General features: G+C 69.7%; 32 protein-coding genes, 1 tRNA gene and 1 pseudogene. 13 read left to right on the plus strand and 21 right to left on the minus strand.

Annotation, left to right across the window (positions count from 1 at the left end):
- Positions 1-2: 2 nt before the first annotated feature.
- Positions 3-1151 carry a serine hydrolase domain-containing protein gene (locus RR1_RS14955; protein WP_010837093.1) on the plus strand — a complete coding sequence of 383 codons (1149 nt, stop codon included), beginning with the start codon at positions 3-5 and terminating at the stop codon, positions 1149-1151.
- Between the two features lie 18 nt (positions 1152-1169).
- On the opposite strand, the gene RR1_RS14960 is transcribed toward RR1_RS14955, so the two are convergent.
- Positions 1170-1940, minus strand: a complete 771-nt coding sequence (locus RR1_RS14960; RefSeq protein ID WP_010837094.1) for an ABC transporter permease — start codon at positions 1938-1940, stop codon at positions 1170-1172.
- Positions 1937-2829, minus strand: a pseudogene (locus RR1_RS14965) (ATP-binding cassette domain-containing protein). The gene RR1_RS14960 and the pseudogene RR1_RS14965 overlap by 4 nt, the downstream one beginning before the upstream one ends.
- A 123-nt stretch (positions 2830-2952) precedes the next feature.
- Here RR1_RS14965 and RR1_RS14970 point away from each other — a divergent pair.
- Positions 2953-3819, plus strand: a complete 867-nt coding sequence (locus RR1_RS14970) for a TetR/AcrR family transcriptional regulator (protein ID WP_051111063.1) — start codon at positions 2953-2955, stop codon at positions 3817-3819.
- A gap of 27 nt (positions 3820-3846) precedes the next feature.
- Here the strand turns inward: RR1_RS14970 and RR1_RS22345 are convergent, their stop codons facing one another.
- The 6 genes from RR1_RS22345 to RR1_RS15000 all read right to left on the minus strand — a co-directional run bounded on the left by RR1_RS22345 (position 3847) and on the right by RR1_RS15000 (position 8297).
- A complete protein-coding gene (locus tag RR1_RS22345) occupies positions 3847-4020 on the minus strand; it encodes a hypothetical protein (protein ID WP_169847049.1) in 174 nt (57 codons plus the stop codon).
- 133 nt (positions 4021-4153) lie between these two features.
- Positions 4154-4226: transfer RNA gene (locus tag RR1_RS14980), tRNA-Ala, on the minus strand.
- 79 nt (positions 4227-4305) lie between these two features.
- The gene (gene sepX / locus RR1_RS14985; RefSeq protein ID WP_040772369.1) at positions 4306-5160 is read right to left on the minus strand and encodes a divisome protein SepX/GlpR; all 855 of its coding nucleotides are present in this window, start codon (positions 5158-5160) and stop codon (positions 4306-4308) included.
- A 253-nt stretch (positions 5161-5413) separates the two neighbouring features.
- Positions 5414-6049, minus strand: a complete 636-nt coding sequence (locus RR1_RS14990) for a GNAT family N-acetyltransferase (protein WP_040772352.1) — start codon at positions 6047-6049, stop codon at positions 5414-5416.
- 4 nt (positions 6050-6053) lie between these two features.
- The gene (gene glp / locus RR1_RS14995; RefSeq protein WP_010837100.1) at positions 6054-7316 is read right to left on the minus strand and encodes a molybdotransferase-like divisome protein Glp; all 1263 of its coding nucleotides are present in this window, start codon (positions 7314-7316) and stop codon (positions 6054-6056) included.
- Positions 7317-7367: 51 nt separating this feature from the next.
- Positions 7368-8297: a UTP--glucose-1-phosphate uridylyltransferase gene (locus tag RR1_RS15000; protein WP_040772370.1), complete on the minus strand. Its 930-nt coding sequence runs from the start codon at positions 8295-8297 to the stop codon at positions 7368-7370.
- A 130-nt stretch (positions 8298-8427) separates the two neighbouring features.
- On the opposite strand from RR1_RS15000, the gene RR1_RS15005 reads away from it, so the two are divergent.
- From RR1_RS15005 to mscL, 4 genes are all read left to right on the plus strand, one after another.
- Complete coding sequence (locus RR1_RS15005) at positions 8428-9063, plus strand: 5-formyltetrahydrofolate cyclo-ligase (protein WP_010837102.1); 636 nt, start codon at positions 8428-8430, stop codon at positions 9061-9063.
- A 100-nt stretch (positions 9064-9163) separates the two neighbouring features.
- Entirely contained in the window at positions 9164-9502 is a 339-nt protein-coding gene (locus tag RR1_RS15010; RefSeq protein WP_071990702.1) for an FmdB family zinc ribbon protein, read from the plus strand.
- A gap of 90 nt (positions 9503-9592) precedes the next feature.
- A complete protein-coding gene (locus RR1_RS15015; RefSeq protein WP_010837104.1) occupies positions 9593-10243 on the plus strand; it encodes an SAF domain-containing protein in 651 nt (216 codons plus the stop codon).
- Between the two features lie 109 nt (positions 10244-10352).
- Complete coding sequence (mscL, locus tag RR1_RS15020) at positions 10353-10814, plus strand: large conductance mechanosensitive channel protein MscL (RefSeq protein WP_010837105.1); 462 nt, start codon at positions 10353-10355, stop codon at positions 10812-10814.
- A gap of 71 nt (positions 10815-10885) precedes the next feature.
- Here the strand turns inward: mscL and RR1_RS15025 are convergent, their stop codons facing one another.
- The 12 genes from RR1_RS15025 to mrf all read right to left on the minus strand — a co-directional run bounded on the left by RR1_RS15025 (position 10886) and on the right by mrf (position 20379).
- Positions 10886-11542 (minus strand): MspA family porin, encoded by a 657-nt coding sequence (locus tag RR1_RS15025; protein WP_010837106.1) that lies wholly within the window; start codon positions 11540-11542, stop codon positions 10886-10888.
- A gap of 61 nt (positions 11543-11603) precedes the next feature.
- Complete coding sequence (locus RR1_RS15030; RefSeq protein ID WP_010837107.1) at positions 11604-12212, minus strand: MspA family porin; 609 nt, start codon at positions 12210-12212, stop codon at positions 11604-11606.
- A 378-nt stretch (positions 12213-12590) separates the two neighbouring features.
- The gene (locus tag RR1_RS15035) at positions 12591-12818 is read right to left on the minus strand and encodes a hypothetical protein (RefSeq protein WP_010837108.1); all 228 of its coding nucleotides are present in this window, start codon (positions 12816-12818) and stop codon (positions 12591-12593) included.
- Positions 12819-12849: 31 nt separating this feature from the next.
- Positions 12850-13344, minus strand: coding sequence for a MogA/MoaB family molybdenum cofactor biosynthesis protein (locus tag RR1_RS15040; protein ID WP_010837109.1), 495 nt, complete (start codon positions 13342-13344; stop codon positions 12850-12852).
- Between the two features lie 62 nt (positions 13345-13406).
- Positions 13407-14819: a S1C family serine protease gene (locus RR1_RS15045; RefSeq protein WP_072713648.1), complete on the minus strand. Its 1413-nt coding sequence runs from the start codon at positions 14817-14819 to the stop codon at positions 13407-13409.
- A gap of 171 nt (positions 14820-14990) precedes the next feature.
- Entirely contained in the window at positions 14991-16370 is a 1380-nt protein-coding gene (locus RR1_RS15050) for a HAMP domain-containing sensor histidine kinase (RefSeq protein WP_081634090.1), read from the minus strand.
- Between the two features lie 53 nt (positions 16371-16423).
- Positions 16424-17110, minus strand: coding sequence for a response regulator transcription factor (locus RR1_RS15055; RefSeq protein ID WP_040772354.1), 687 nt, complete (start codon positions 17108-17110; stop codon positions 16424-16426).
- Positions 17111-17180: 70 nt separating this feature from the next.
- Positions 17181-17786: a trimeric intracellular cation channel family protein gene (locus tag RR1_RS15060; protein WP_010837114.1), complete on the minus strand. Its 606-nt coding sequence runs from the start codon at positions 17784-17786 to the stop codon at positions 17181-17183.
- A 27-nt stretch (positions 17787-17813) separates the two neighbouring features.
- Positions 17814-18656, minus strand: coding sequence for an alpha/beta fold hydrolase (locus tag RR1_RS15065; protein WP_040772372.1), 843 nt, complete (start codon positions 18654-18656; stop codon positions 17814-17816).
- Between the two features lie 17 nt (positions 18657-18673).
- Positions 18674-18847, minus strand: coding sequence for a 50S ribosomal protein L32 (gene rpmF, locus RR1_RS15070; RefSeq protein ID WP_010837116.1), 174 nt, complete (start codon positions 18845-18847; stop codon positions 18674-18676).
- 30 nt (positions 18848-18877) lie between these two features.
- A complete protein-coding gene (locus tag RR1_RS15075; protein ID WP_010837117.1) occupies positions 18878-19129 on the minus strand; it encodes a type B 50S ribosomal protein L31 in 252 nt (83 codons plus the stop codon).
- Positions 19126-20379, minus strand: a complete 1254-nt coding sequence (gene mrf, locus RR1_RS15080; protein ID WP_010837118.1) for a ribosome hibernation factor-recruiting GTPase MRF — start codon at positions 20377-20379, stop codon at positions 19126-19128. Before mrf ends, RR1_RS15075 begins: the two co-directional genes overlap by 4 nt.
- Positions 20380-20504: 125 nt before the next feature.
- On the opposite strand from mrf, the gene rpmB reads away from it, so the two are divergent.
- The 7 genes from rpmB to RR1_RS15115 all read left to right on the plus strand — a co-directional run bounded on the left by rpmB (position 20505) and on the right by RR1_RS15115 (position 24374).
- Positions 20505-20741, plus strand: coding sequence for a 50S ribosomal protein L28 (rpmB, locus tag RR1_RS15085; RefSeq protein WP_010837119.1), 237 nt, complete (start codon positions 20505-20507; stop codon positions 20739-20741).
- 1 nt (position 20742) lies between these two features.
- Positions 20743-20907, plus strand: a complete 165-nt coding sequence (gene rpmG / locus RR1_RS15090; RefSeq protein ID WP_010837120.1) for a 50S ribosomal protein L33 — start codon at positions 20743-20745, stop codon at positions 20905-20907.
- Between the two features lie 10 nt (positions 20908-20917).
- The gene (gene rpsN, locus RR1_RS15095) at positions 20918-21223 is read left to right on the plus strand and encodes a 30S ribosomal protein S14 (RefSeq protein ID WP_010837121.1); all 306 of its coding nucleotides are present in this window, start codon (positions 20918-20920) and stop codon (positions 21221-21223) included.
- An 11-nt stretch (positions 21224-21234) separates the two neighbouring features.
- Positions 21235-21486, plus strand: coding sequence for a 30S ribosomal protein S18 (rpsR, locus tag RR1_RS15100; RefSeq protein ID WP_010837122.1), 252 nt, complete (start codon positions 21235-21237; stop codon positions 21484-21486).
- 231 nt (positions 21487-21717) lie between these two features.
- Positions 21718-22644, plus strand: coding sequence for an AEC family transporter (locus RR1_RS15105; protein ID WP_010837123.1), 927 nt, complete (start codon positions 21718-21720; stop codon positions 22642-22644).
- A gap of 20 nt (positions 22645-22664) precedes the next feature.
- Positions 22665-23150, plus strand: a complete 486-nt coding sequence (locus RR1_RS15110; RefSeq protein ID WP_010837124.1) for a hypothetical protein — start codon at positions 22665-22667, stop codon at positions 23148-23150.
- Positions 23151-23204: 54 nt separating this feature from the next.
- The gene (locus RR1_RS15115; RefSeq protein ID WP_010837125.1) at positions 23205-24374 is read left to right on the plus strand and encodes a hypothetical protein; all 1170 of its coding nucleotides are present in this window, start codon (positions 23205-23207) and stop codon (positions 24372-24374) included.
- A gap of 26 nt (positions 24375-24400) precedes the next feature.
- Here RR1_RS15115 and RR1_RS15120 read toward each other — a convergent pair.
- The coding region (locus RR1_RS15120; RefSeq protein WP_040772355.1) for an alpha/beta fold hydrolase at positions 24401-25236 on the minus strand (836 nt) is incomplete at its 5' end.

Raw genomic sequence — 25236 nt, forward strand, 5'->3', positions numbered from 1 at the left:
CGATGACCACATCGATCCGAACTCGCCCGACGATCCACATCTCGCCCGGCAACGCCGTGAGCGACGACGTGGACGCTCGGCTCACCGACCTCGTCACACGTCTGAGCACTCAGCGCACCCTGCACCACGTCGTCCTCGCCGTGGCCAGCGCCGACGACCGCCGCCACTGGTCGGGTGGAGCGGGACCCGCCGGCACCGAACCGCCGCCGAGTCCGGAGACTCCGTTCTTCATCGCCTCCGTCACCAAGCGCTTCATCGTCACCTTGCTGCTGCAGGCACACGAACGCGGCGAACTGCACCTGGACGCACCCGCCGTCACCTACCTGCCGTCCTCGGTCACCGCCGGACTTCACGTACGTGGCGGAGTCGACCGAACGTCGTCGATCACCGTGCGCCACCTGGCGAGCCACACCTCGGGCCTCCCGGACTTCTTCGACCACGGCGGCAGACGGAGCATCCAGCGACGGCTTCGGGCGGGCGTCGACACCGCGTGGACGTTCGACGACGTCCTCACCCACAACCGCGCCCAGCGGCCGCATTTCGATCCGCAGGACCTCGCGGCACGCACACAACGAGCGCGCTACTCCGACACCGGCTTCGTCCTGCTCATCTGCATTCTCGAAACAGTCACGGGCACAGCATTTCCCGATCTGATCGCCGACCGCATCACGACGCCGCTCGGGCTCGACTCCACCTGGCATCCCGCGGCGAGGCCCGCATCAGCGAACCTCGCCGCACCACTTCCGCTCCACGTGGGACGGCGCCGGGTCGACGTGACCGGCACCCTCGCCTCCAGCCACGACCTCTTCAGCACGACGGCCGACCTCCTCGTCTTCGAGCGGGCACTGCGCGCCGGGACGCTCTTCACCGATCCGGCCACACGGCACCTGCCGACGGAGCGGAGCAATCGGCTCCGCAACGCTCCCGTCCTTCGTTACGGACTCGGCACGATGCTGTTCACGGTGAACCGGTTCACGTTGCCGCGTGGTGGGCCGGTCACCCTCGTCGGTCATTCCGGGTCGACGGGCACGTGGCTGTTCACGTGTCCGGAACTGGGCGTGCATCTCGCCGGCACGGTCGACCGGACGGAGGCGCGGGGGCTGCCGTTCCGGATCATGGGCCGGTGCCTCCGGATCTGGCAGCGCGGATAGCCGTCACTCCTACGGACGTCAGCCCCTGCTCCGCCGCCACAGCACTGCCGTCGCGGCCGCCGAGACCATCAGAAGGCCCGCGCACCAGACGACCGCGATCCACCCCGCGTCGCCCACCCCGGTGCCGAGCAGCAGCCCACGGATCGCCTCGATCAACGGCGAGAACGGCTGATGTTCGGCGATCGGCTGGAGCCAGCCCGGCAGGGTGTGCACAGGGACGAACGCACTGGACAGGTACGGCAGGAACAGCAGTACGAACCCCAGCGCGGATGCGCCCTCGACGCTCCTCGCGACCAGACCGAAGGCCGCCGACAGCCACGACATCGCCGTGATGAACAGGACCAGGAGCGCCAGGGCGCCCAGCCATCCCCCGAGCCCGGCGTGCGGGCGGAAACCGATCGCCAACGCGGTGAGCACCACGAGCCCGGTCGAGACGAGGTTGCGGAGCACGCTCGCCGCGACGTGACCGGTGAGCACGGCCGAAGGCAGCACGTTCATGGTCCGGAAGCGCGTGACGATGCCCTCGGTCATGTCCTTGGTGACGCTCATCGCGGTCGTCGACGCGCCGTAACCGGCACACAGCACGATCACCCCCGGCACGACGTAGTCGACGTAGGAGCCGTCGATGTCCATCGCTCCGCCGAACACGGTGGTCATGAGCAGCATGAGCAACACGGGCAGGAGAACCGACACGAACAGCGCGTCCACGTTGCGCAGCGAGTGCCGCACGCTGCGGTGGACCATCACCGCCGTGTCCGACAGCGGCGCCGGCCGGACGGGGGCGCTCATGCCGCCGCTCCGTCCGCGGGCCGCGTCTCGGCGGCGTCGACGGCGCGCCCGGTGAGGGCGAGGAAGACGTCGTCGAGGCTGGGACTCCGAACTCCTACCGTCTCGGCACCCGGCGCGAGCCCGTCGAGGACGCGGCGCAGGCCGGCAGGTGACCCGTCGGTGGGAAAGGTGTCGACGGTGCCGTCGGCGTAACGGACGTCCACCACGTCCTCGCCGAAGCGCCGCTTGAGCTCGGAAGCGGTGCCGGACGCGATGATCCGGCCGTGGTCGAGTACGGCGATCTCGTCCGCGAGCTGGTCCGCTTCCTCGAGATACTGCGTCGTCAAGAGCACGCTGACGCCGTCGTCGACGAGTTCGCGCACGAACTCCCAGACTCCCTGACGGCTGCGCGGATCGAGTCCCGTCGTCGGCTCGTCGAGAAACAGCACCCGGGGCCGCGCCAGGATGCCGACCGCGATGTCCAGGCGCCGACGCATGCCGCCCGAGTAGGTGCCGACGCGGCGGTCGGCCGCGGCGGCGAGGGCGAAGCGCTCGAGTGTCTCGTCGACGACCTCGGGCACCCGGCGCCGCGGCACCCGGCTCAGCCTTGCCATCATCGCGAGGTTCTCCCGGCCGGTGAGCAGGTCGTCGACGGCGGCGAACTGCCCGGTCAGACCGATCGCCCCGCGGACGGCCGCCGGTTCTCTCACGACGTCGTGCCCCGCGACCTCGGCGACCCCGGCGTCGGGCCGGGTGAGCGTGGACAGGATGTTCACGAGCGTGGTCTTCCCCGCGCCGTTGGGCCCCAGCAGGCCGACCCCGGCGAGACTTCCAGGTCGACACCCGCGAGCACCGTCGTCGCGGCGTACGACTTCTCCAGCCCGGCGACCCTCACTATCGGATCGGACATGACACGACCTCCTCACTGTGTACGAGCGAAACTGCGTACGAGCAACACTGTATGTGTAATAAACAGTATGTAGAGTAGACGAATCCCGTCAACCCCCGATACGCGATGCCCCGAGGAGAGTTCATGCCCGACAGCGCCCCGACCAGCGAGGAGCCCGACGGCGGGCCACAACTGCCGCCGGCGGTCGCAGCCGCGTGGGGCCTCACCCCGGCGCCGCGCCGTGGACCGCGGGCCGCACTCAGCGTGGACGCGATCGTGCGAACCGCACTCCGCATCGGCGACGAACACGGGCTCGCGGCCGTCTCGATGACGAGGGTCGCGGAGGAGCTCGGCTTCACCACGATGTCGCTGTACCGGCACGTCGGCTCGAAGGACGAACTGCTCACGCACGTCCAGGACGCGGCGCTCGGTCCGGCGCCCGACGACCTCGACGGGATGGGCTGGCGCACCGCATTGGCCACCTGGACACACCGCCTGCTGGACGCGTACGCGGCGCACCCGTGGACACTCGACATCCCGATCCCCGTCCCGCCGATGATGCCGCGGACCATCGAATGGATGGACCGCGCCCTCGGGGCGATGGCGGGACTGGAGTTGAGCCCCGCGGAGAAGGTTTCGACGACCCTGCTGCTGAGCGGGTACGCCCGCAACGAGGCGACGCTGTCGATCAGCATCGCCGAGGCAGAAGCCGGGGGCCCCGGCCCCGCGACCGACGACCGGGACTACGAGGCGGTACTGCAGCTCTTCGCCGATCCCGAACGCCTGCCGGCCCTCAGCGCGATACTTCGCGACGGCTCACTGTTCGACCACCCGTACGACGACGGACCGGACAACGACGGACCAAACGACGACGGACCGAACAACAACGGACCGAACGACGACGGACCGAACAACGACGAGCCCGAAGACCAGGACGAGTTCTTCCTTGCCTTCGGGCTGGCCCGCATCCTGGACGGGATCGAAGCGCACATCGCACGCCGCCACGACTGAACCGGCCCCGGTGAGTCCGGAGACTCGTCACTCTCGCCGCGACGTGAGCCGAAAGTGGCGCAGCGTCAACGGCTGCGCCAGCATCTGTTCTTCGTCCGGAAAGGTCACGGCGTCGGTCCGCCACCCCGGCCCCGCATATCCGACCAGAGACTCCTCGTCGCGCCAGGCACTCACGTACTGGACGCGGCACGGACTGTCCACGTCGACCAGGATCTCGTGGCGGACGAGGCCCGGATACCGCGCGGGAAAGCCCTCGACCAACTCCTCGCTACAGGTGCCTCTAGGAAAGAAAGCAGGGCCCGAACCTCGTGAGGTTCGGGCCCTGCTTTCGGTGTGGAGCTGAGGGGAATCGAACCCCTGACCTTCTCGATGCGAACGAGACGCGCTACCAACTGCGCCACAGCCCCGTGCCCTTGCGGACGTCGGAAACGATAGCAGGCGATCGGTGCGGAGTACCAATCGCCCCTCTACCGGGGCTTGTTCGGGCTACTGACCGGCTGCACGACGGAAGCCGTGGTCGTACTCGTAGCCGTCGAACTCGTCGTGGTCGGTGTCGTTGCGGTACGCGTAGTCCTCGTAGCTGTCGAGGTGATCGAACGCCGGGTCCTCGTCGTCGGCCTCGAGCACGACGGCGCCGGGACGACGCAGGCGCGTCGGGACGACGTCGAGATCGTGATCGGCCTCGGACTCCACACCGAGGTGCGCGCGCCGTAGTCGCGCGGTGCGGCGGCGGCGGATGTCCTGCTCGATCCTGACCTGACGACGCAGGTACACGAGGTAGCCCCCGGCACCGATCACGGCAGCACCGAACGCCCACCACAGCATCGGCGACAGGATCAGTGCGAGTGCACCCGCCATGATCGCGACGAAGACCGCGCCGAGCAGCGTGCGCTGCCGGAAGCGGTATCGCGTGGCACGTGCGATCGCGTCGGCCTCTGGATCGAAGCCGCCACGCCCGCGACGTATCGGCCTGTAGCCGTCGTCGTAGTCCTCGTCGTGCTCGTGGTACGAGTCGTACTCGTCGTGGAGGTCGGCATCCTGCAGGTCGGCATCGTGCAGGTCCCGCTCGCCCTGGTCGTCGTCGAGCATCTCGTCGCGAGTGTCCATACGGTCCTCCGCGGTGTAGCCGGGGTCGTCGATTTCCGGTTGCCAGTGGGGGTCGCTGCGGTGTCCGGTGGCCGGTCCGCGGCGAGAACGGCGCGCATCACCCCGGTGGAGCACCCGCGTCGCAAGGGCGACGTCGGTGGTCTGGAGGATGCGAGGTCGCTTGGTGACGAGCATCGGTACGAGCACGAAGAGCCACACCGCGACCAGTGCGATCACGAGAAACGAGTTGGGCACGACGCCACCTCCCCACGAACCGTCCACCTGCACCGATACGCCGCTTTCCCACAGTCGAGGCTAGCGGCGCAACCCTTCACATCTTCGCAGACGCGCCGAGGCCAGAATACTCATTAGTCACACCCGTCACACGCGTAAATCGGACTTCCGGACGAGAAAACCCAGGACGCCGGCCGGGAGAAAGGTTGCACAGGTCACGTCACCGGTGGGAAATGGTGTTCGTCACCCATCGTTGCTGGTGGATAACTGCAGGTCAGGCCCACGCAGCGCGACCGGCTCGAACGAGGACGTCCGCGGTGGAGGTGGCGACCTCCTCGACGGTCATCGCGACGAGAAGATGGTCACGCCACGCGCCGTCCACGTCGAGGTAGCGCTGCAGCACCCCCTCCTCGCGGAAGCCGACGTTGCGCAGCACGGTGCGGCTCGCGATGTTCTCGGGACGCACCGTCGCCTCGATGCGATGCAGCCCGACCGGGCCGAAGCCGTGGTCGACGCCGAGCGCGAGCGCCGCCGTCGCGACGCCGAGCCCCGTGACCTCGCTGTCGACCCAGTAACCGATCCACGCGGACCGGAGCGCGCCGCGCACGATGTTTCCGATCGTCAGCTGCCCGCAGTAGCGCCCGTCGAGTTCGATCGCCATCGGCAGCATCCGGCCGCTGCGCGCCTCCGACCGCAACGACCCGCACACCGCGGGATACGACGACACGCCGTGCCGTGCGTTCCACGGGGAGAGCCCCGTCGGTTCCCACGGCTCGAGATGCTCGCGGTCGCGCGTACGGATCCGGCTCCACGCCGCGCCGTCGCGCAGCCGGATGGCACGCAGCGTGACGACGCCGCCGCGCACGCGCAGCGGGCCGAGCCTCGGCGGCCACCCTGGATGCTTCGTCACGGCGTCAGCCGCGCTGCGCCAGGAACGTGACGTCGACGACGTCGCCCGTACGCACCTCGGTCACCTCCGGATCGAGCACGACGAGGCAGTTCGCCTCCGCGAGCGTCGCGAGCAGATGCGACGACGAGCCCTGCGCGCCGCCGAGCGCCTGGACGAGGTACTCGCCGGTCGCCTCGTCGCGCATGAGCTGGCCGCGCAGGAAGCTCTTCCGGTTCTCGATCGACGTGATGGGCGAGACCGTCCGGGCCGACACCGTCCGGCGCATCGTGCGGCGCCGCCCCAGCGCGATCCGGATCAGCGGGCGCACCATCACCTCGAAGACGACGAGCGCCCCGACCGGATTGGACGGCAGCAGGAACGTCGGCGTCTCGTCGCGGCCGAGCCGCCCGAAACCCTGGACCGAGCCGGGGTGCATCGCGATCCGGTCGATCTCGAGGTCTCCGAGATCGGCGAGCGTCTCCTCGACGATGCGCGACGCGGACCCACCGACGGCACCGGCGATCACGACGATCTCGGAGCGGATGAGCTGGCCCTCGACGACCTCGCGGAGCCGGCGCGGGTCGAGATCGACGATGCCGACGCGGTTGACGTCGGCGCCGGCGTCGCGCGCAGCGGCGCTGAGGGCGTAGGAGTTGACGTCGAAGACCTGCCCCGCACCCGGCGTGCGGTCCACGTCGACGAGTTCGCCGCCCACCGAGATGATCGAGAGACGCGGCCTCGGATGCACGAGCACCTTGTCGCGGCCGACCGCCGCGAGCAGGCCGACCTGCGCGGCGCCGATGATCGTGCCGGCACGCACCGCGACGTCACCGGGTTGCACGTCGTCGCCTGCACGGCGGACGAAGTCGCCCGACCGTACGGGCCGGGTGACGACGACGCGGCCGCCCTTCTCACGGTCCGAGGCGCGGTCGAGCGGGAGCACGGCGTCCGCGAGCGTCGGCAACGGCGCGCCGGTCTCGATGCGGACGGCCTGCCGCGGCTGCAGCCGGGTGGGCTGCCGCGAGCCCGCCCGCACCTCGCCGACGACGGGAAGCATCAGATCCGCGTCGGCACCCGACTCGTCGACGTGCGCACCCGCCGTCCTGACGTCGACGCTGCGGACCGCGTAGCCGTCGATCGCGGCCTGATCGAAACCGGGCAGCGGCCGTTCCGCCACGACCTCTTCGGCACACAACAGTCCCTGCGCCTCGGAGATGGCGACGCGCACCGGACGCGGTGCGACGGCGGCAGCGGTCACCTTGGTCTGCTGTTCCTCGACCGACCGCATTCGCTACCGCCTCCGTCTCACCTCACCCGCCCGCGCCCGTGACCGGGGCTGCTACTCGCCGGGCCGATCCGAACGCTCCAGACGATCCGTCAGCCACGTGCGCAGCGACGGTCCGTATTCCTCGCTGTCGAGTGCCAAGTCAACCGCAGCACGCAGATAGCCCCCGGGATTTCCGAGGTCGTGTCTCGTCCCGCGATGCACGACGACGTGGACCGGGTGACCTTCCGAGATCATGAGGGCGATCGCGTCGGTGATCTGGAGTTCGCCACCGGCACCCGGCTCGATGCGCCGCAACGCGTCGAACACGGCGCGGTCGAGCAGGTACCGCCCGGCCGCGGCGAAGGTGGACGGTGCGTCCTCGGCGGCCGGCTTCTCGACCATGCCGAGGACCTTGAGGACGTCGGGATTCGCGGCGTCCGGGACCGTCTCGACCTCGAACACGCCGTACGAGCCGACCTGGTCCTCGGGAACGTCGATCGCACACAGCACCGAGCCGCCGCGCTTGGCGCGGACCCGGGCCATGATGTCGAGGACGCCGCGGGGCATCACCAGATCGTCGGGCAGCAGGACGGCGATCGCGTCCTCGTCGTCGTCGAGAACCTCCTCGACGCGCCCGATGGCGTGCCCGAGACCGAGCGGCTCGTCCTGCACGACGGACTGCACCTCGAGCAGGCGCTGTGCCTTGCGGACCTTTTCGAGCAGGTGGTACTTGCCGCTGGCTTCGAGCTTGCTCTCGAGGACGAGGTCCTCGACGAAGTGCGCGACCACACCGTCCTTGCCGGGCGAGGTCACGATGACGAGGCGGTTGGCGCCGGAATCGGCCGCCTCACCCGCGACGAGTTCGATCCCGGGGGTGTCGACCACCGGGAGGAGCTCCTTCGGCACCGTCTTGGTCGCCGGGAGAAAGCGTGTCCCCATCCCCGCCGCGGGCACGACCGCCGTGCGGAAAGCCCTGGAAACGCGCGTAACGCCGTCATTCATGTCGATCACCATAGCCGTGCTTTCCTTGCAGGTACTCGCCGAGATACTGCGAGGACCCCGCACGATCGCGGGACGGTGCTCACGGGTGTGACCTGGGCTACCCCACCGCACGAGAGGAACGGCACACGTCATGGTCGAAGGCCCGGCCCCGACGAGCGGAGACGGCACGCCTGCGGGTGACGCCGCGGGCAAAACGGAGTGGCGCGCGCGGATTCTCGCGTCCCGCCGCACGCTGGACGACGAGACGCGGTCACGTGAGGCCCACGCGCTCGCGGAAGCCGTCGAGCGGCTGGGCCCGGTGGGAACGCTCGCGACCTATGCCCCGCTGCCGGACGAGCCCGGCTCGGGCTCGCCCGCGTCCCCGGACTCGTTCGTCGCGGCGGCGACCCGCGCGGCACGGCGCGTCCTGCTTCCGGTGACGCCCCCCGCCGGTCCGCTGTCGTGGAGCGTGTACGAAGGCCCCCGCAGCGTGCGCGAAGGACGTTTCGGGATCGTCGAGCCGATCGGCCCGGTGCTCCCGCCGAGCGAACTCGCCCGCGCGGACGTCGTCCTGGTTCCGGCGCTCGCCGTCGACCTGCGAGGAGTGCGACTCGGTCGCGGCGCCGGCTACTACGACAGGACCCTCGGTCACGCGCGTCCTGATGCGATGCTCGTCGCCGTCGTGCGGGACGACGACGTCGTGAACGAGCTGCCGGAAGACCCGTACGACATCCGGGTCGGGTGGATCCTCACACCGGGACGTGGGCCGGTCCGCGTGCCGGAATAGGGCGTCCGCGCACGGCGTTGAGCTTCGCGACTGGCGATACTGGCACTGTCGGCTGTAGAGTGCCAGCGCTACGGCTATTTCTGATCCGCGTGGAGGAACCGTGCCCACCTATTCGTACGCCTGCACCGAATGCGACAACCGCTTCGACATCGTGCAGAAGTTCACCGACGATTCGCTCACGACGTGCCCCGAGTGCTCGGGGAAGCTTCGTAAGCTCTTCAACTCGGTCGGCATCGTCTTCAAGGGCAGTGGTTTCTACCGCACCGACAGCCGTGGTGGCGGATCGTCGTCCGAGTCCGCGACTTCCGACTCGGGCTCGAAGAGTTCCACCTCCGCCTCGTCGAGCGATTCGGGCTCGTCGTCGAGTTCGAGCACCGCAGCATCGTCCTCGTCGTCTTCGAGCTCGTCGTCCTCGACCTCCAAGGCCGCTGCCGGCTGATCCGACCCGCTCTCTCCACAGGCCCCGCCCGATCCCCATGCGGGGCCTGTGCGCGTCCTCGGGTACTCCGCGGGGCTCTAGCGTCGGATCATGCCGCGCACGCTCGCACCGTCACTGCTCGATCGCCTGCACGCCTTCACGCATCCGCACTGGGCCCGTGCGGTTCTCGTCAGACGTGTCGCCGCGGGCGTCCTCGCCGCGCTGGCACTCGTCCTCGCACTGCAGGGCGACCGCGACGGCGAGACCGCGACCGTCGTCGTCGCGGCCCGAGATCTGGCGCCCGGAACCGTCGTCGGTGCCGAGGACGTCACGGCCGCGCAGCGCGTCGAGTCGATGCTCCCTGCCGGAGCCGTCGTCGGTATCGGCGACGTCGAGGGCCGCACGCTCGCCGGACCCGTCCGCGCGGGCGAGATCCTCACCGACGTCCGTGTCGTGAGCCCACGGCTCGCCCAGGCTGCGACAGGAGACGGCGCAGCACGGGTCGTCCCCGTCCGGCTCGCCGACGCCGGCGTCGTGGACCTGCTCCGGGAAGGCGATCGTGTGGACGTGCTCTCGACGACGGGGGACGACGAGCGGTCCGCCGAGGTGGTGGCGTCGAATGCCGTCGTCGTCCTGGTCGATCAGGGCGGCGAATCGTCCGATCGTCGCGATCGGATGGTGATGCTCGCCCTCCCAGGCGATGCGGCCGAGCGCGTGGCCGTCGCGTCGCTCACGGAAGCGCTGGCCGTCACGCTCGCGTGAGAAATCGGCGTCTCTCGCTCCGAGTTGCACCACAGAAACCGGCACAGCACTTAGTGTTTTCCGCGATGGCGGCCCCAGCGGCCTTCCGACTAGCGGAGGACTTCATCGCATGCTCAAGGGATTCAAGGACTTTCTGCTTCGCGGAAACGTGATCGACCTCGCCGTCGCGGTCGTCGTCGGCACCGCGTTCACGGCGATCGTCACGGCGTTCACGACGAACATCATCAATCCGCTCATCGCCGTGGTCGGCAGCTCCGACATGGGATTCGGCTTCGCCCTCTCCGACAATCCGGAGACCTTCGTCAATCTGGGCGCGGTCGTGACGGCGGCGATCAACTTCGTGATCATCGCGGCGGTCGTCTACTTCATCCTCATCCTGCCGGCCAACGCCGCGAAGAAGCGGTTCGCGAGCGAGCCCGCCGACAAGCAGGCCAGTACCGAGGAACTGCTCATCCAGATTCGCGACCTCCTCGCGAAGGGCGAACGTCAGGTCCCGCAGGTCGAGGGCGCCGACGACGGCTGGGCTGCTGGTTCTCACGCGCGCACCGAGCAGGCGAAGCCCCAGAACTGACCGTCCCCCACCACGACTCGGGCCCCGCATCGCCGAAGCGATGCGGGGCCCGAGTGCTGTGCGTGGAGCTGTCAGCCGAGGCTGAAGGGCTCGCCCCAGAGGGTGACGTTGCCGTCGACCGAATCGGTCGAGACGGAGACGTTCACGTAGGAACGCGCCTGAGCGTAGCCGGCGCAGCCGGAGACGCTGAAGGTCTCGTCGGCCCACGTGAAGCCACCCGAGTTGCCCTCGAAGTCGAACGTGCTGACGGTGTCGTCGCCGTCCTTGATCTGCAGCAGCGGAACCGACTCGACCTGGCCGGGGCCGAGGGTGATGCCACCCGACGCCTTCGGGCTGCCCGGACCGGTGATCGTCTCGAAGTCGGTGCCCGCGAGATCCGCGCCGCCGCCGACCTTCGAGCCGAAGTTCACCTGGCACGCGACGAGGTAGCCGGCGTCGATGGTGCCACCCTCGGCAGCGCCCTCGATGTTGACGTCGACCGAGCCCGAGGCCCACACGTTGCGATGCAGCGGCGTCGCGCCGAGCGACGGGCTGATGAGCGCCGAGTTGTTGGACGAGCTGACCGTGACGACGGTGCCGTCGAGCAGGGTCTGCGTGACGGAGTCGTTCTTGAGCGGGACGAAGGTGTCGGCGTTGGCCGCACCCGTCGAGAAGAGGCCGATGGCGACGGTGGCAGCGCCCACCACAGCCGCAGCCTTGGCGCCGTGGCGCAGGGTCTTGCTGGTCATGTTTCCCCTCTAGGGTTCAGAATTCGCTCGCGCGAAGAGAAGTCGAACTGTGGAGGCTGGATCAGCCGATGCTGAACGGCTGGCCGTACAGCGTGCCCTTGACGTAGTGGTTGCCCGGCACCTCGACGACCGTGTACGCGCGAGCCTGTGCGTAGCCACCGCAGCCCTGGACCTCGATCTCGGCGTCCTTGTACTGGATCGCCGAAACACCCTCGGAGACGTCCTTGCTGGCCAGCTTCGCGAACTTGACCTCGCCCGGAGCGATCGGGAGCGACAGCGAGCCGCTGAGGCCGGCGCCCGACAGATCCACCGAGCCGCTGAGACCGAGCTCGAGACCGGTGATGTCGACCTGGCAGCCGACGATGTAGCCGGTGGTCAGCTTGCCTTCCTCGGCGCCCTGGACGTCGGCGAAGACGTCGCCGGTGACCCACGCGGTGCGGCCTGCACCGTTGGCAGCGAGCGACGGCGAGATGACGGCGCTCTCCGCGTTGCGGGCGATCTTCACCGTGGTTCCACCGCCGCCCACGATCTTCTCGCCACCGGGCAGCGGGACGAAGGTGTCGGCATTGGCCACACCGGTGGACATCAGGCCCATCGCGACGGCGGCGGCAGCGCCGAGGCCGGCGATACGGGCGCCACGGCGCACGCCGGACTTACGGATCTCGCTCATTCGTTCCCCTCATCAGGATCTTGCTCGTCCTCAGTTGCGGCTTGTCGCAACTGAGCAGTGGTCCAACAAGCCGAGAGCAGTATCACGGAGGAGTGTGTCCGGCAGGTAAACACACCGTGATCACATTCCGATAACGCCTCGACCAGCGAACGCGCACGTCACAGCGCTGCACCGCGCGTCGCTCGCAATTCGTTTCCTACGAACGGGCAGAACAGTAACGTTGCTATAACCGGTGCTGCAATCGCTACGCTCAGCGGACGAGAAGTGATGTTGATCACAAAATGAGCCGAACAGCACTTATGTTTGTATTGCCATGATTGACAAATACGATGAGTGTGACTCCGGTTACCGGACACTCGACCATGTGAGATCGGCCGGTCAGCCGTGATGCGGGGGCTTCTGGCTCCGCAGCCACTCGTCCTCCGCGTCCGCGCCGCGTGCCCCGCCGGTCGAGCGCTCGTCCCGCGTCGTCGAGGGCAGGACGTCGCCGAAGACACGAGCGAGCCGGGCCCGATCGATGCGGGCCCGGCTCGTCGCGGGTTCGTGTGTGTCGTGCTCGGCGGGGGACTCTTCCGGTGATGACCCGGACGTCGCGTCGTCGGACATCCCGGCTCCCTTCACCTGTCGTGGACTCGCGTCAGTCGTCGAGCCCCGAGAGCTCGGCGATGACGTGACTGGCCAGCCGCGTCAGCGTGGCCATCCCGTCGCGAACTGCCTCGCGGCTCGACGCGAGATTGACCACCAGCGTACTGCCGGAGACTCCGACCACCCCGCGCGAGAGGCCGGCGTCGAGCGCACCCGCCGACAGGCCGGACGACCGCAGCGCCTCCGCGATACCCGGAATCTCGCGGTCGAGGATCTCCGAGGTCGCCTCCGGCGTGACGTCGCGCGGCGAGACACCCGTGCCGCCGACCGACACGACGAGGTCGACGCCGCCGATCACCGCGGTGTTCAGTGCGTTGCGGATCTCCACCTCGTCGGACGGTACGGCGACGACTGCGTCGACCAGAAACCCGCCCTCCGCCAGCAGATCCGTCACGAGCGGACCGGTCGAATCACTGTTGCCGTGCGCGGTCCGGTCGTCGACGATGACCACCAGTGCGCGTCCCGCCATCGAGGCATCCATCTCCATGACCCCAACCGTAGTCGGCCGGAGGCGCAGCGTTCCGCTGTCCGTCACAGCGCGTGTCCTCATCAACGGCCACCCGAGGTCTGCACCGAGCCGAGCGTGACATCGGCCGTCTGCTCGTTCGACCCGTTCGAGTCGGTGTAGGTGATCCGGACCGAATCGCCGGGTGCGTGCGAGCGCACCGCGGCGATGAGGGCGTCGCCGCTGTCGATCACGCGGTCGTCGACCCGGGTGATGACGGCTCCCTGCGGGATTCCGGCGTCCTCGGCGGCTCCACCTTCGGTCACCTCGGCGACCTGTGCGCCGTCCACGTTGCCGACCGACGGGACCTGCACGCCGAGCACGGCCTGCGTCGCGGTGCCGGTGCGCGCGAGCTCGTCCGCGATCCGGCTCGCCTGGTCGACGGGGATCGCGAAGCCGAGGCCGATCGAGCCGCTCTGCCCGCCCATGGCGCCCCCGACCGTCGCGATCGCGGTGTTGATGCCGATGAGCTGACCGTCCATGTTCACGAGCGCGCCACCGGAGTTGCCGGGGTTGATCGCCGCGTCGGTCTGGATCGCGTCGATCACCGTGTTCTGGTTGCCCGATTCACCACTCGACGCGACGGGCCGGTTGAGCGACGACACGATGCCCTCGGTGACGGTTCCGGCGAGACCCAGCGGCGAGCCGACAGCAACGACCTGCTGTCCCACTTGCAGATTCGAGGAGGTGCCCAGTTCGATCGGCTGCAGATCGGTGCGCCCGTCCACCTTGATGACGGCGAGGTCGGAGACCGGATCGGCGCCGACGAGGGTCGCGTCGGCAGTCGTCCCGTCGGAGAACGCGACCCGCAGTGCCCCACCGTTCCCGGCGGCTCCCGCGACGTGATTGTTGGTGAGGATGAGCCCGTCGGAGGACAGCACGACACCCGAGCCGTCGCCACCCTGACCACGGGCCGTGGCGATCTCGATCTTCACGACGCTCGGGACGACCTTGTCCGCGACCGCCTGCACCGAGCCGGCGGGGGCGTTGGCGGTCGGCTGCGCCGTCGCGCGATCCTGCTGCAGGGAGTTGGTGACGCCCGCATTCGACGAGTTCTGGCTGCCGTAGTAGCCGCCGACCGCTCCGCCGATTCCGCCCGAGACGAGGGCGAGCGCGACGGCGCCCGCGACGAGCGCCGTGCGACCCGGACGTCGCTGCTGCTGCGGACGATCGATCACTGCGGTGTCGTGGCCGGACGGGCCGCCCGCGGTCGGCTGTCCCAGCTGACCGGGTGCGGGCTCGCCGTACCCGCCGTACTGCTGACCGCCCGGATAGGGGCCCGGCCCGTACGCGCCGGGATAGGGGCCCGGCTGGGGTGTGGTCGGGTGGGGCCTCGTGGCGTCGGGGCCGGGCTGCTGATCCGGACGTCCCTGCCACGGGTTGTGCTGCGAGTTGTCACCGGTGCGGCCGGTCCGGTCGTCGTCGCCGGACTGCTGTCCCTGTCGATCGTCGCTCATTGCATCACTTTCCTCGCTGACCGCGGGGCGTGCGCGAAGCGCTACCCCTTCCTCACCGACGATGCCGTGCCGGACTGAGAGCGGCCTGAGATCCACCTTGTGGTTGCCCGATACTTCACTCGTACCACCCGAAGGGGGCCCGGCGATACGGTCTCGCCCGGTCGCCGGAACTCACTCGCGCGGCTCGCGCGACCCGGGCAGCACGATCCTGATGAGCGCTCCCCCACGCTCGGACTCCTCCGCGGTGATCGTGCCGCCGTGCTTGACGACGACCTGCCGCACGATCGCGAGCCCGAGACCCGAGCCGGGCATCGACCGCGACGCCGTCGACCGGTAGAAGCGGTCGAACACGAGCCGCCGATCGTCCTCGGGGATACCGGGGCCGGCGTCGTCGACGGAGAGTTCGAGCAGCCCGTTGCCGAGGTCGCGCATCGCGACGCGGACCTGCGAATCGGGCGGACTCCACTTCGCTGCGTTGTCGAGGACGTTGAGCACGGCCCGCGCGAGCCCGGCCTGGTCGCCGTAGACGAACCACGGCGTCCGGATCTCGGCGAAGTCCACGTCACCGCGACGACGTCGTGCGCGTTCGAGCGACCTGTCGACGACGTCGGCGAGGTCGACCAGCTCGTACACGGTCTCGGGGGCGTCCTCGCGCGCGAGATCGACGAGGTCGCCGACGAGCGTCGAGAGTTCCTCGATCTGCGCCATGACGTCGGCGCGCAGTTCCGCCATGTCCTCGTCGGGGACGTGCGGCGCGCCGGGTCTGCTCGACGCGATGAGCAGTTCCATGTTGGTGCGCAGCGACGTCAGCGGCGTCTTGAGTTCGTGGCCCGCGTCCGCGACGAGCCGGCTCTGCCGTTCGCGCGACTCCGCGAGCGCACGCAGCATCGTGTTGAACGACTCGGTCAGCCGGGCGAGTTCGTCGTTGCCGGTGACGGGGATCGGGGTCAGATCGTCCGTCCGTGCGACGCGCTCGGTGGCCTCGGTGAGTCGTGCGATCGGCCGGAGCCCGGTGCGGCCGACGGCCGTACCGGCCACGGCGGCGAGGACGACACCGCACCCGCCGACGACGAAGAGCACCCACGCGAGCCGGTCGAGGACGCCGCGGGTCGGTTCGAGCCGCTGCGCGATCACGACGGTGCTGCCGTTCGCCATGTGCTCGGCGAGGACTCGCCGGTTGTCGACGGTGCGCAGCGAGGTCGCGGCGCCACCCGCCGCCGCGGCGCCGAGCTCGGGGGCGCCGATCGGGACGTACGATCCGGGGGGCGTGTACGTGTCGAGGTTGGGGAAGACGAGTGCGACGCTGACGTCCTCGGTGTAGAGCGTCGCACCGGCGATGTAGCGCGGGTCGAACGTCACGAGGTTGGAGTCGATCAGCGCGGCTGCGCGGCTGCGCAGCTGGTTGTCGACGTCCGCGTAGAGCGCCCGCGAGACGACTGCGTACGCCGCGATCGCCATGACGGCGACGGCGATCGCAACCACCGAGGCCGCGAGCAGCGTCACACGCCAGCGCAGCGACACCGATCGCGTCAGCGGCATCGGCGGCCGCATCGCGGTGTCGTCGACCGGACGCCGCGCGTGCGGCGCGACCGGTGGGTCGACCGTCACGGGGGCGTCTCGCGCAGGACGTAGCCGACGCCTCTGACGGTGTGGATCAACCGCGGCTCCCCCTCCGCCTCGGTCTTGCGGCGCAGGTAGCCGACGTACACCTCGAGGGCGTTGCCGGACGTGGGGAAGTCGTAGCCCCACACCTCCTCGAGGATGCGGCTCCGCGTCAGCACCCGCCTCGGGTTCGCCATGAGCATCTCGAGCAACGAGAACTCGGTGCGCGTGAGGCTGATGCCGCGCTCGCCGCGCATGACCTCGCGCGTCATCGGGTCGAGGGTGAGGTCCTCGAACTCGAGCTTCTCGGAGTCCTCGTCGGGGTCGGGTGCGGCACGGCGCAACAGCGCACGCAGCCGTGCGAGCAGCTCTTCGAGCGCGAAGGGCTTGGGCAGGTAGTCGTCGGCTCCCGCGTCGAGTCCCGCGACGCGCTCGGACACCGAATCACGGGCGGTGAGGACGAGAATCGGAAGGTCGTCGCCCGTGCTGCGCAACCGGCGGCACACCTCGAGGCCGTCGAGCCGCGGCATCATGACGTCGAGGACGACTGCGTCGGGACGCGCGTCCGCGATGTGACCGAGTGCGTCCATACCGTCCACCGCGAGATCGACGGAATACCCGTTGAAGCTGAGCGATCGTCGCAGCGACTCCCGCACGGCACGATCGTCGTCGACCACCAGTATGCGCATACCACCAGTCTGGCCCGGCGAACTGAGATCGTCCTGAGAAGGGTGCTGCCCGGGGCTCGGGACCGGGTCGCTACTCGATCCGGGGAGTCGGCAGGCCCCATCCCCGCCAGAGCGAGACGACGCGGAGCACGAACGCGAACGTCGTCGCGACGACGAGGGCGAGGTTCGTCGACAGGCCCACGTGGACGACGACCCCGACGAGGGCTGCGGCCAACAGGGCGGGGACGGCGTAGAACTCGCGCTGGAGCAGCAGCGGAACCTCGTTGACGAGGACGTCGCGGATGACGCCGCCGCCGATCGCCGTCGTCCCGCCGACGAGCGCCGCTGCGAGTGGCCCCGCGCCGTGCTCGAGGGCGACGACGGCGCCGGTACTGGCGAACAGTCCCATGCCGAGCGCGTCGAGGACGAGGATCTGCCGCCGCAACCGCATGACGACGGCGTGGACGAACACGACGACGAACGACACCCCGAAGGCGGTGCCGAGGTTCACGGGGTTCACGAGCGAGGTCGGGGGATGCACGCCGAGCAGCAGGTCGCGGACGACGCCACCACCGAGGGCGGTGAACATGCCCATCACGCACACGCCGAAGACGTCGAGCCGCTTCGTGACGCCCACCAGCGCGCCCGACGCCGCGAAGGTGCCGATGCCGATCAGTTCGAGGATGCGCAGCAACACCGGATCAGCATGGCACCGGGACGCCCGTCAGGGGCCGGGTGCGCTCCCGAGCACGAACTCGCGCAGGACGGCGGCGAACTCGTCGGGCCGGTCCTCCGGGATCAGCGTCCGCGACTCCTCGATCTCGACGAGGGTCGCGTTCGGGAGGATCTCCGCGAGCCTGCGGCCGTGGTCGCCCGGCATCATGAGGTCGTCGCGCGCCCACACGACGAGCGCGGGCCGCTCGAAGCCACGGAGCGCTTCGCTCCAGTCGAGTGCGACGCGCCGCGGCGGCGCTCCCGTCGCGAAGGCGCGCATGTCGGCCCGGACGCCCGCGTCACGGACCGCCGGATCGAACCACGAGTCGAGCACGTCCTCGGGGATGCGGGCGTGGCACATCGCGCCGTACCCCTTGCTGCCGTGACGGAGCAGGCGGGTGCGCATTGCCTGGGCGAGCAGCCAGGCGCCGCCCGGCACGCGCGCGAGTGCCGCCGGGGGCCGGGCCGGCGGCGGCGGGAAGTTGTCGAACGCCTCGCACGCGGCGAACACGAGCCGGCCGACCCGCTCGTCGCGGCCGAAGGCGACGAAGAACTGCGGCCCGCCCCAGTCGTTCATGACGAGCGTGACGTCGCGGAGATCGAGCGCGTCGAGGAAGTCGGCGACGATCATCGCCTGCCCGCGCTGCGAGAGGTCGGTGCCGCGGCGCATCGCGGTGCGGTGGGCACCGAGCGGGAACGTGGGCGCGATGCACCGGAGGTCGTCGAGCAGCGGGATCACCTTGCGCCACTGGAGGTGGTTCATCGGGAAGCCGTGGGAGAGCACCACCACCGGACCCGATCCACCTGTGTCGAGGTAGTCGATCGGGCCGGCGGCGAGCTCCACGGTCGACATCGTCGGATCCGGCATCGTCAGATCTGCTCGGGATCGACCATTCCGAGTTTCACTGCCTTGACGAGGCGCCGCGGGACACGGTGGCGGACGCCGCCGACGGTGACCTCGACGAGGTCCGGCGGCGTCGCCTTCCACTGCGAGCGGCGGCTGCGGGTGTTCGACCGCGACATTCTGCGTTTCGGGACTGCCATGACGTCAACTCTCTCTTCGGTGGGGCACGTTCATCGGGTCCGCTTGCCGTACCTGCGCTCGAACTTCTCGACGCGGCCCGCGGTGTCGACGAGGCGCTGCGTGCCCGTCCAGAACGGGTGCGAGTCGCTCGACACGTCCACGACGACGAGGGGATACGTGGCGCCGTCGTCCCACGTCACCGTGCGATCGCTCGTGACGGTCGACCGGGTGAGGAACGCCGCGCCGGTGTTCGCGTCGCGGAAGACCACGGGGTGGTAGTCGGGGTGCAGGTTCTTCTTCATGGATTCTCCTGATCGTGGGCGGTGTTGTCGCCGGATTCGGCGAACGGGGTGCGGGTGTCGCCGCACGGATCGCTGTGGAACGCGCCGAAGGGGTCCGGCCATTCCCGGTGGCCGTCGACGTCGGCCCATTCGCCGTCGGTGACGAGTGCCCACCGCAGGGTGCGGTCGATCTCGCTGCGGTCGGCGCCGCAGGCGAGGACGACGAGGCTGCTGTGGCGGTCCCCGCGGTCGTCGTCCCACGCGAGGGCGGCGAGGGCGCGCCGTTCGGGTGACGCCTCCTCCTGTTCGGTCGGCGTCATCGCCGCGAGCCATGTGCCCGCGAGCGCGACGCGCAGCCCGCCGCCGGCGGATTCGAGCCACAGCGCGGTGTCGGGTTGCGTCACGAGCCACACTCGCCCGCGGGCCTGGACGACGCCGTCGAAGAGGACGTCGAGCGCGTCGTGCAGGCGTTCGGGGTGGAACGGGCGGTCGGCCGAGAACTCGAACAGCTCGACGCCGAGGTCGTCGCCCAGCGGCGGCTGGCCCCGCAGCAGGGCGTCGAACGGCTCGGGGGCGCGGCCGCGCAGTGCGGTCTTCGGGACGAGCCGCAGGAGCCGTTCGGCGTCGTCGGGCACTCCCCACGAGATCGGGGCGCCCGGGGCGAGCCGCCGCAGCACCGCGTGGAGCCGGGCGTGGGCGTATCCGTCGGTGCCGTGTCCGGCGACGACGAGTGCGTCGGCGATCGCGACCTGCCCGACGGCGAGCTGGGCGACGGTGCGGTCGTCACCGTCGCTCAAAACCTCGTCGCCGAGTGCGTCGCGAAGCCAGGTCTCGGCGTCGAGGCACGTCACGACGGCCTCGATGCGCACGTCGCCGGAGGCGGGTCCGTCGGTGTGCCCGGCGACGCCCTCGACGATGACGTGCTCGATCGCCCAGCACACGGCCTCGGCCTCGAACCGCGAGTCGAGGTGCAGCACGATCCGGTCGACGTTGCTGCGCCGATGCAGTCGGCAGAGCAGCGGGAGCAGGTCTTCGCGGAGCGTGCACGACGCGCAGGCGTGGGCGAGTTCGAGGATCTCGAGCCGAACGTGGGGGGTGCCGTCGTCGGAGGTCGTGAGCGATCGGGCGACGACGCCCTGCCCGAGTCCCCCGAGGTCGTGGTGGACGAGGACGGTGCCGGGCGCGAGCAGACCGTCCGCGACGTCCTCGGCGGGGCCCGCGGCGCCGGCGACGAGGACGACGGGGGTCCGCCGGTCGATGTGCTGTGCCATCGCACTCCTTCTCGACAATGATTTTCAAAATGTCGGCGACGACGTTACAGTGCGAGGACGGCATTGTCGAAAACGATTGCCATTACCGCAAGAGCTCTCCCCCCGACGACGAAAAGAGGACACTGGTGTCAGCGCACTGTCAGGTCACCGGACGCCGCCCCGGCTTCGGCAAGACCGTGTCGCACTCCCACAAGCGCAGCAGCCGGCGCTGGGAGCCGAACATCCAGAAGAAGACCTACTACGCGCCCGGCGAGGGGCGCCGCGTCACCCTGACGCTCTCGGCGAAGGGCATCAAGACCGTCGACCGAGACGGCATCGACGCGGTCCTCGCACGACTGCGGGCACGTGGAGAGAAGTACTGACATGCCACGCAACGACATCCGCCCGATCATCAAGCTCAAGTCGACCGCCGGCACCGGGTACACGTACGTGACCCGGAAGAACCGCCGCAACGACCCCGACCGGATCGTCATGAAGAAGTACGACCCGGTCGTGCGCAAACACGTCGACTTCCGCGAAGAGAAGTAGAAGGACACCCGTGGCCAAGAAGTCCAAGATCGCCAAGAACGAGCAGCGCAAGGTGATCGTCGCCCGGCACGCCGAGAAGCGCACCGAGCTCAAGGAACTGATCCGCCGCCCCTCGACGCCGGACGCCGAACGGGCGGCCGCACAGGCCGCACTGCAGCGACTGCCCCGCGATGCGAGTCCGGTACGATTGCGTAATCGAGACGCTGCGGATGGACGTCCGCGCGGCCACCTCCGCAAATTCGGGCTCTCTCGCGTGCGGGTACGCGAGCTCGCTCACCGTGGAGAGCTGCCTGGCGTACACAAGTCGAGCTGGTAAAGGAAGCGAAGATGGCAGTCAAGCGATCGTCGAAGAAGCCGCGCCCGGTCGAGGGCCGCAAGCCCAAGAAGAACCCGCTGTTCGCGGCGAAGATCGAGTACGTCGACTACAAGGACGTCAACCTGCTGCGCACGTTCATCTCCGACCGCGGCAAGATCCGCAGCCGCCGCGTCACCGGCCTGACCCCGCAGCAGCAGCGTCAGGTCGCCGTCGCCGTGAAGAACGCGCGCGAGATGGCGCTGCTCCCCTTCACGAGCCGGTAACCACACCCGCACCGAGGCCGCCCGCGAGCACTGCTCGCGGGCGGCCTTCGTCGTGTCGGCGGTTCGTCGACACGACTCTGGCGGCGGTCCGGTGAACCCCCACGCTCCCCGTCTCGTGCTCACGCTCCCTCACCAGGGTCAGCGGGAGCGCGAATCGGGGAGCGTGGCGGCAGAGCGTAGCCTCGTTGCTCGGCGAAATCCGCCATCTGCGATCGCGAGGAACGGTGACCGGTGTCCGGGGTGTTGTCGGGATTCGCCGTCGTCTTCGTGGTGGTCGGCATCGGCTATCTGCTCGCACGTCGCGGGACGCTCGGCGCCGAGGGTGAGACCGTCCTCGGACGGCTCGTGTTCTTCGTCGCGATGCCGGCGCTGCTGTTCGATTCGCTCGCGACGGCCGATCTGTCGGTCGTCTTCTCCGCGACGCTGGCGGTCTCGGCCGCGACGGCGTTCGCCGTCGGTATCTGCTATCTGATCGTCGCGCGGCTCTGGCTGCGCCGCCCGATCCCGGAGCTGACGATCGGCGCACTGTCGTCGTCGTACGTGAACTCGGCGAACCTCGGCATTCCGATCGCCGTGTTCGTCCTGGGCGACGCGTCGTTCGTCGTCCCGCTGCTGCTGTTCCAGATCGTTCTGTACTCGCCGCTCGCCCTGACAGTCCTCGACATCACGACGATGCGCTCGGACGCCTCGCGCTTCGAGACGATGACGGCGCCGCTGCGCAATCCGATGGTGCTCGCGGGTGCCGCGGGCCTCGCCGTGGCGGTGAGCGGGTGGACTCCCCCGGAGGTCGCGCTGCAGCCGTTCCGGCTGCTCGGTGGCGCGTCGGTGCCGGGCGCTCTGCTCGCGTTCGGGATCTCGCTGTACGGGGTGCGCGTACTGCAGCGCGGAGCGAGTCCGCGCCGCGACGTCGCACTCGCGTCCGTGCTCAAGATCGTGGTGCAGCCGCTGCTGGCGTACGCGATGGCGCACTGGGTGCTGGGCATCGACGGCCACGAACTGCTCGCGATCGTGGTGGTCGCGACGCTGCCCACCGCGCAGAACGTCTTCGTGTACGCCGCGCGCTACGGCCGCGGGACGGTCCTCGCCCGCGACAGCGCGTTCGTCACGACGCTCGCGTCGATTCCCGCGATAGCACTGGTTGCGGCGCTTCTGGCGTGACACGCGTTACGGTGGCAGGTATGCGACGTTCGGCACTTCTGCTCCTCGCGGCCGGTCTCGCCGCCGCGTGCTCGAACGGCCCTTCGGACGGAGCCGTCGCGGCGAATCCCACCGCCTCCGACACCGCCGGCACGACCGGTGAGTCTTCGCTTCCGCCGCAGTCCGGGCCGCAGCCCACGCCCACCGAGGTTCCGGCGAGCGATCTCGGCACGGTCTTCACGCCGCGTCCCGACATCGTGGACGCGCACGTGGGCGAGTTCGAGTCGTGGTCGCGTCCCGACGGCGGGGCGGACGCGGTGGACATCCACTTCTACACCGGCACGCCCGAGTGCAGCGGCGCGTACACGACGACCGAGGAGACCGACTCCGAGGTTCGTGTCACGCTGCACACCGGCACGCTGCCGGAGGCACAGGACAAGGCCTGCATCCTGGTCGCGGTCTTCGCGACGCTGACCGTCCCGCTCGAACAGCCGCTCGGCGACCGCTCCGTCGTCTCCGGTGCCTGACCCGATCTCCGCCCGCATTTCCGAGAACGCGATCCCCGACGGAAGGACATCCGCGTGCACGCTGCCCTCGACGCCACCATCTCCGTGGACGACGACAATCGGTCCACGGCGAGCCTGACGATCGACGGCCGGGAGTTCACGGCCTGGACCGAGGCGAACGTCCCCGTCGACGCGAGCGGGACCCCGTGGGTGCCGACGCTGCGCGCGACGGCGCTGCGCAAGGGCCTCGAACTCCGGCTCGATCCGCCCGCTGATCCGGTGGCGCTCGACGGGAGCCTCCGGGCCGAGGAGGTGCTGCGCGGCTGGTATCCGGACGAGCTGCTCCCGACGGGCACGAGCGACCGCTCTCGCGCGGCAACGCAGCCCGAGCGTGCGACCGGTGTCGGATGCTTCTTCTCGGGCGGTGTCGACTCGTTCCACACCGCGCTCGAGCACATCGACGAGATCACCCATCTCGTGATCGTCCACGGCCTCGACGTGAGCCTGGACAACGCGGGCCTGTGGGAGCAGGTCGTGGCCCGGGCCCGCAGCGCGGCGGAGCTGCTCGGCAAGGAGCTCATCGAGGTCAGGTCGAACATTCGCTATCTGCACGCCGCGCACGGCCCGCACTGGCAGCGGCAGGCGCACGGGGCGTTCCTCGCGCACGTCGCGCTGCTGCTGTCGCAGCACATCCACACGATGTACGTCCCGGCGTCGGACGACGAGTCGCGGCTCGAACCGCTGGGCACCCACCCCGACCTGGACCCGCTGTGGTCGAGCAGCGGTGTCCGGATCGTGCATCACGGCGTCGAGATCGACCGCGTCGGCAAGCTCGCGATCCTCGCCGAGTCCGACATCGCGATGAATCATCTCCGCGTGTGCTGGTTCAATCTCGCGCGCGAGTTCAACTGCGGCCGTTGCGAGAAGTGCCTTCGCACGATGATCGGCCTGCGAATCGTGGGCGCCGAGGGACGCTGCACGACGCTGCCGTCGACGGTGGACCCGAAGGCAGTCGAACGGATGTATCTGCGCGCGGCCGGCCCGGGTGGCGAGCGGTTCGCGCGGGAGAATCTCGCGCGGCTGACCGAACGCGGCGACGGCGACTCGGAGCTCGCGCACGCGCTCGATCGTGCGCTGCATCGTGGCAGGCTCGCCGATCTCGCGGTGACGGCCCGCTTCTACGGCATCGACGTCGGACTGGGGCTACTGCGGTATCACACGCGCAAGCTCACGGGACGGCTCTGACGCCCTGCTCGGGCCGAACCCCTTCCTCACGCGACACCCACCTGTTCCACGGAACGCCGGATCTCGTCCGCGACGAGGGCCGGTTCGCTGAACTGGAGATGGTGGCTGCGGCCCTCCGCGAAGACGTGGCGGCCGTCGTCGGCGAGGGAGACGAGTTCGAGGTGGGCATTGCTCATGAAGTCGCGTTCGCGGCGGGCGTCCTCGTCGTCGACGCGCTTCGTGGAGATCGACGTCAGCGCCCCGGCGGGCACCAGCGGCCCGTTCTCGTGGAGCCGGGTGAAGCTCTCGCCGAACGCCCGCCACTCGTCGCGCGCCGCGATCGCGGCCGTGAGGGTCGATTCCTCGTCGAGCGCGACCTCGAGGGCGGGGCCGGACAGCCTCCGGTAGTACGTGCGGCTCAGCGCCCAGCGCAGCAGCCCGACGCGCGCCAGCAGCATCTGCGCGGCGTACACGAGCGATGCACCGCGCATCCCTGCGAGCATGCGCCGCGGCGTGATCAGTTCGTTCACCTCGTCGACGAGGACGACGCCGCTCGTGATGTCGGGCCGGTGGAGGGCCCCGGACCGCACGATCGGGCCGCCGTAGCTGTGGCCGACCAGCACGGCAGGCCCGTCGACGGCGGCGTCGAGGATCGCGAGGTGATCGTCGCGGAGCCGCGAGAACCCGCGTCCGCTCGGGTCCGGATCGCTGGGTCCGAAGCCCGCGCGGTCGTAGACCACGGTGCGCGCGAACTGCGACACGATCGGCTGGACGAGCGCCCAGGCCGACCGGCCTCGCCCCATCCCGGACTCGAACACGACGGTGACCGGGCCGCGGCCGTCGACGACGTAGTGGAGGGTGCGGCCGTTGCGTTCTGTGTAAC

The organism is Rhodococcus rhodnii NBRC 100604, from assembly GCF_001894925.1.
Taxonomy (GTDB): Bacteria; Actinomycetota; Actinomycetes; order Mycobacteriales; family Mycobacteriaceae; genus Rhodococcus_F; species Rhodococcus_F rhodnii.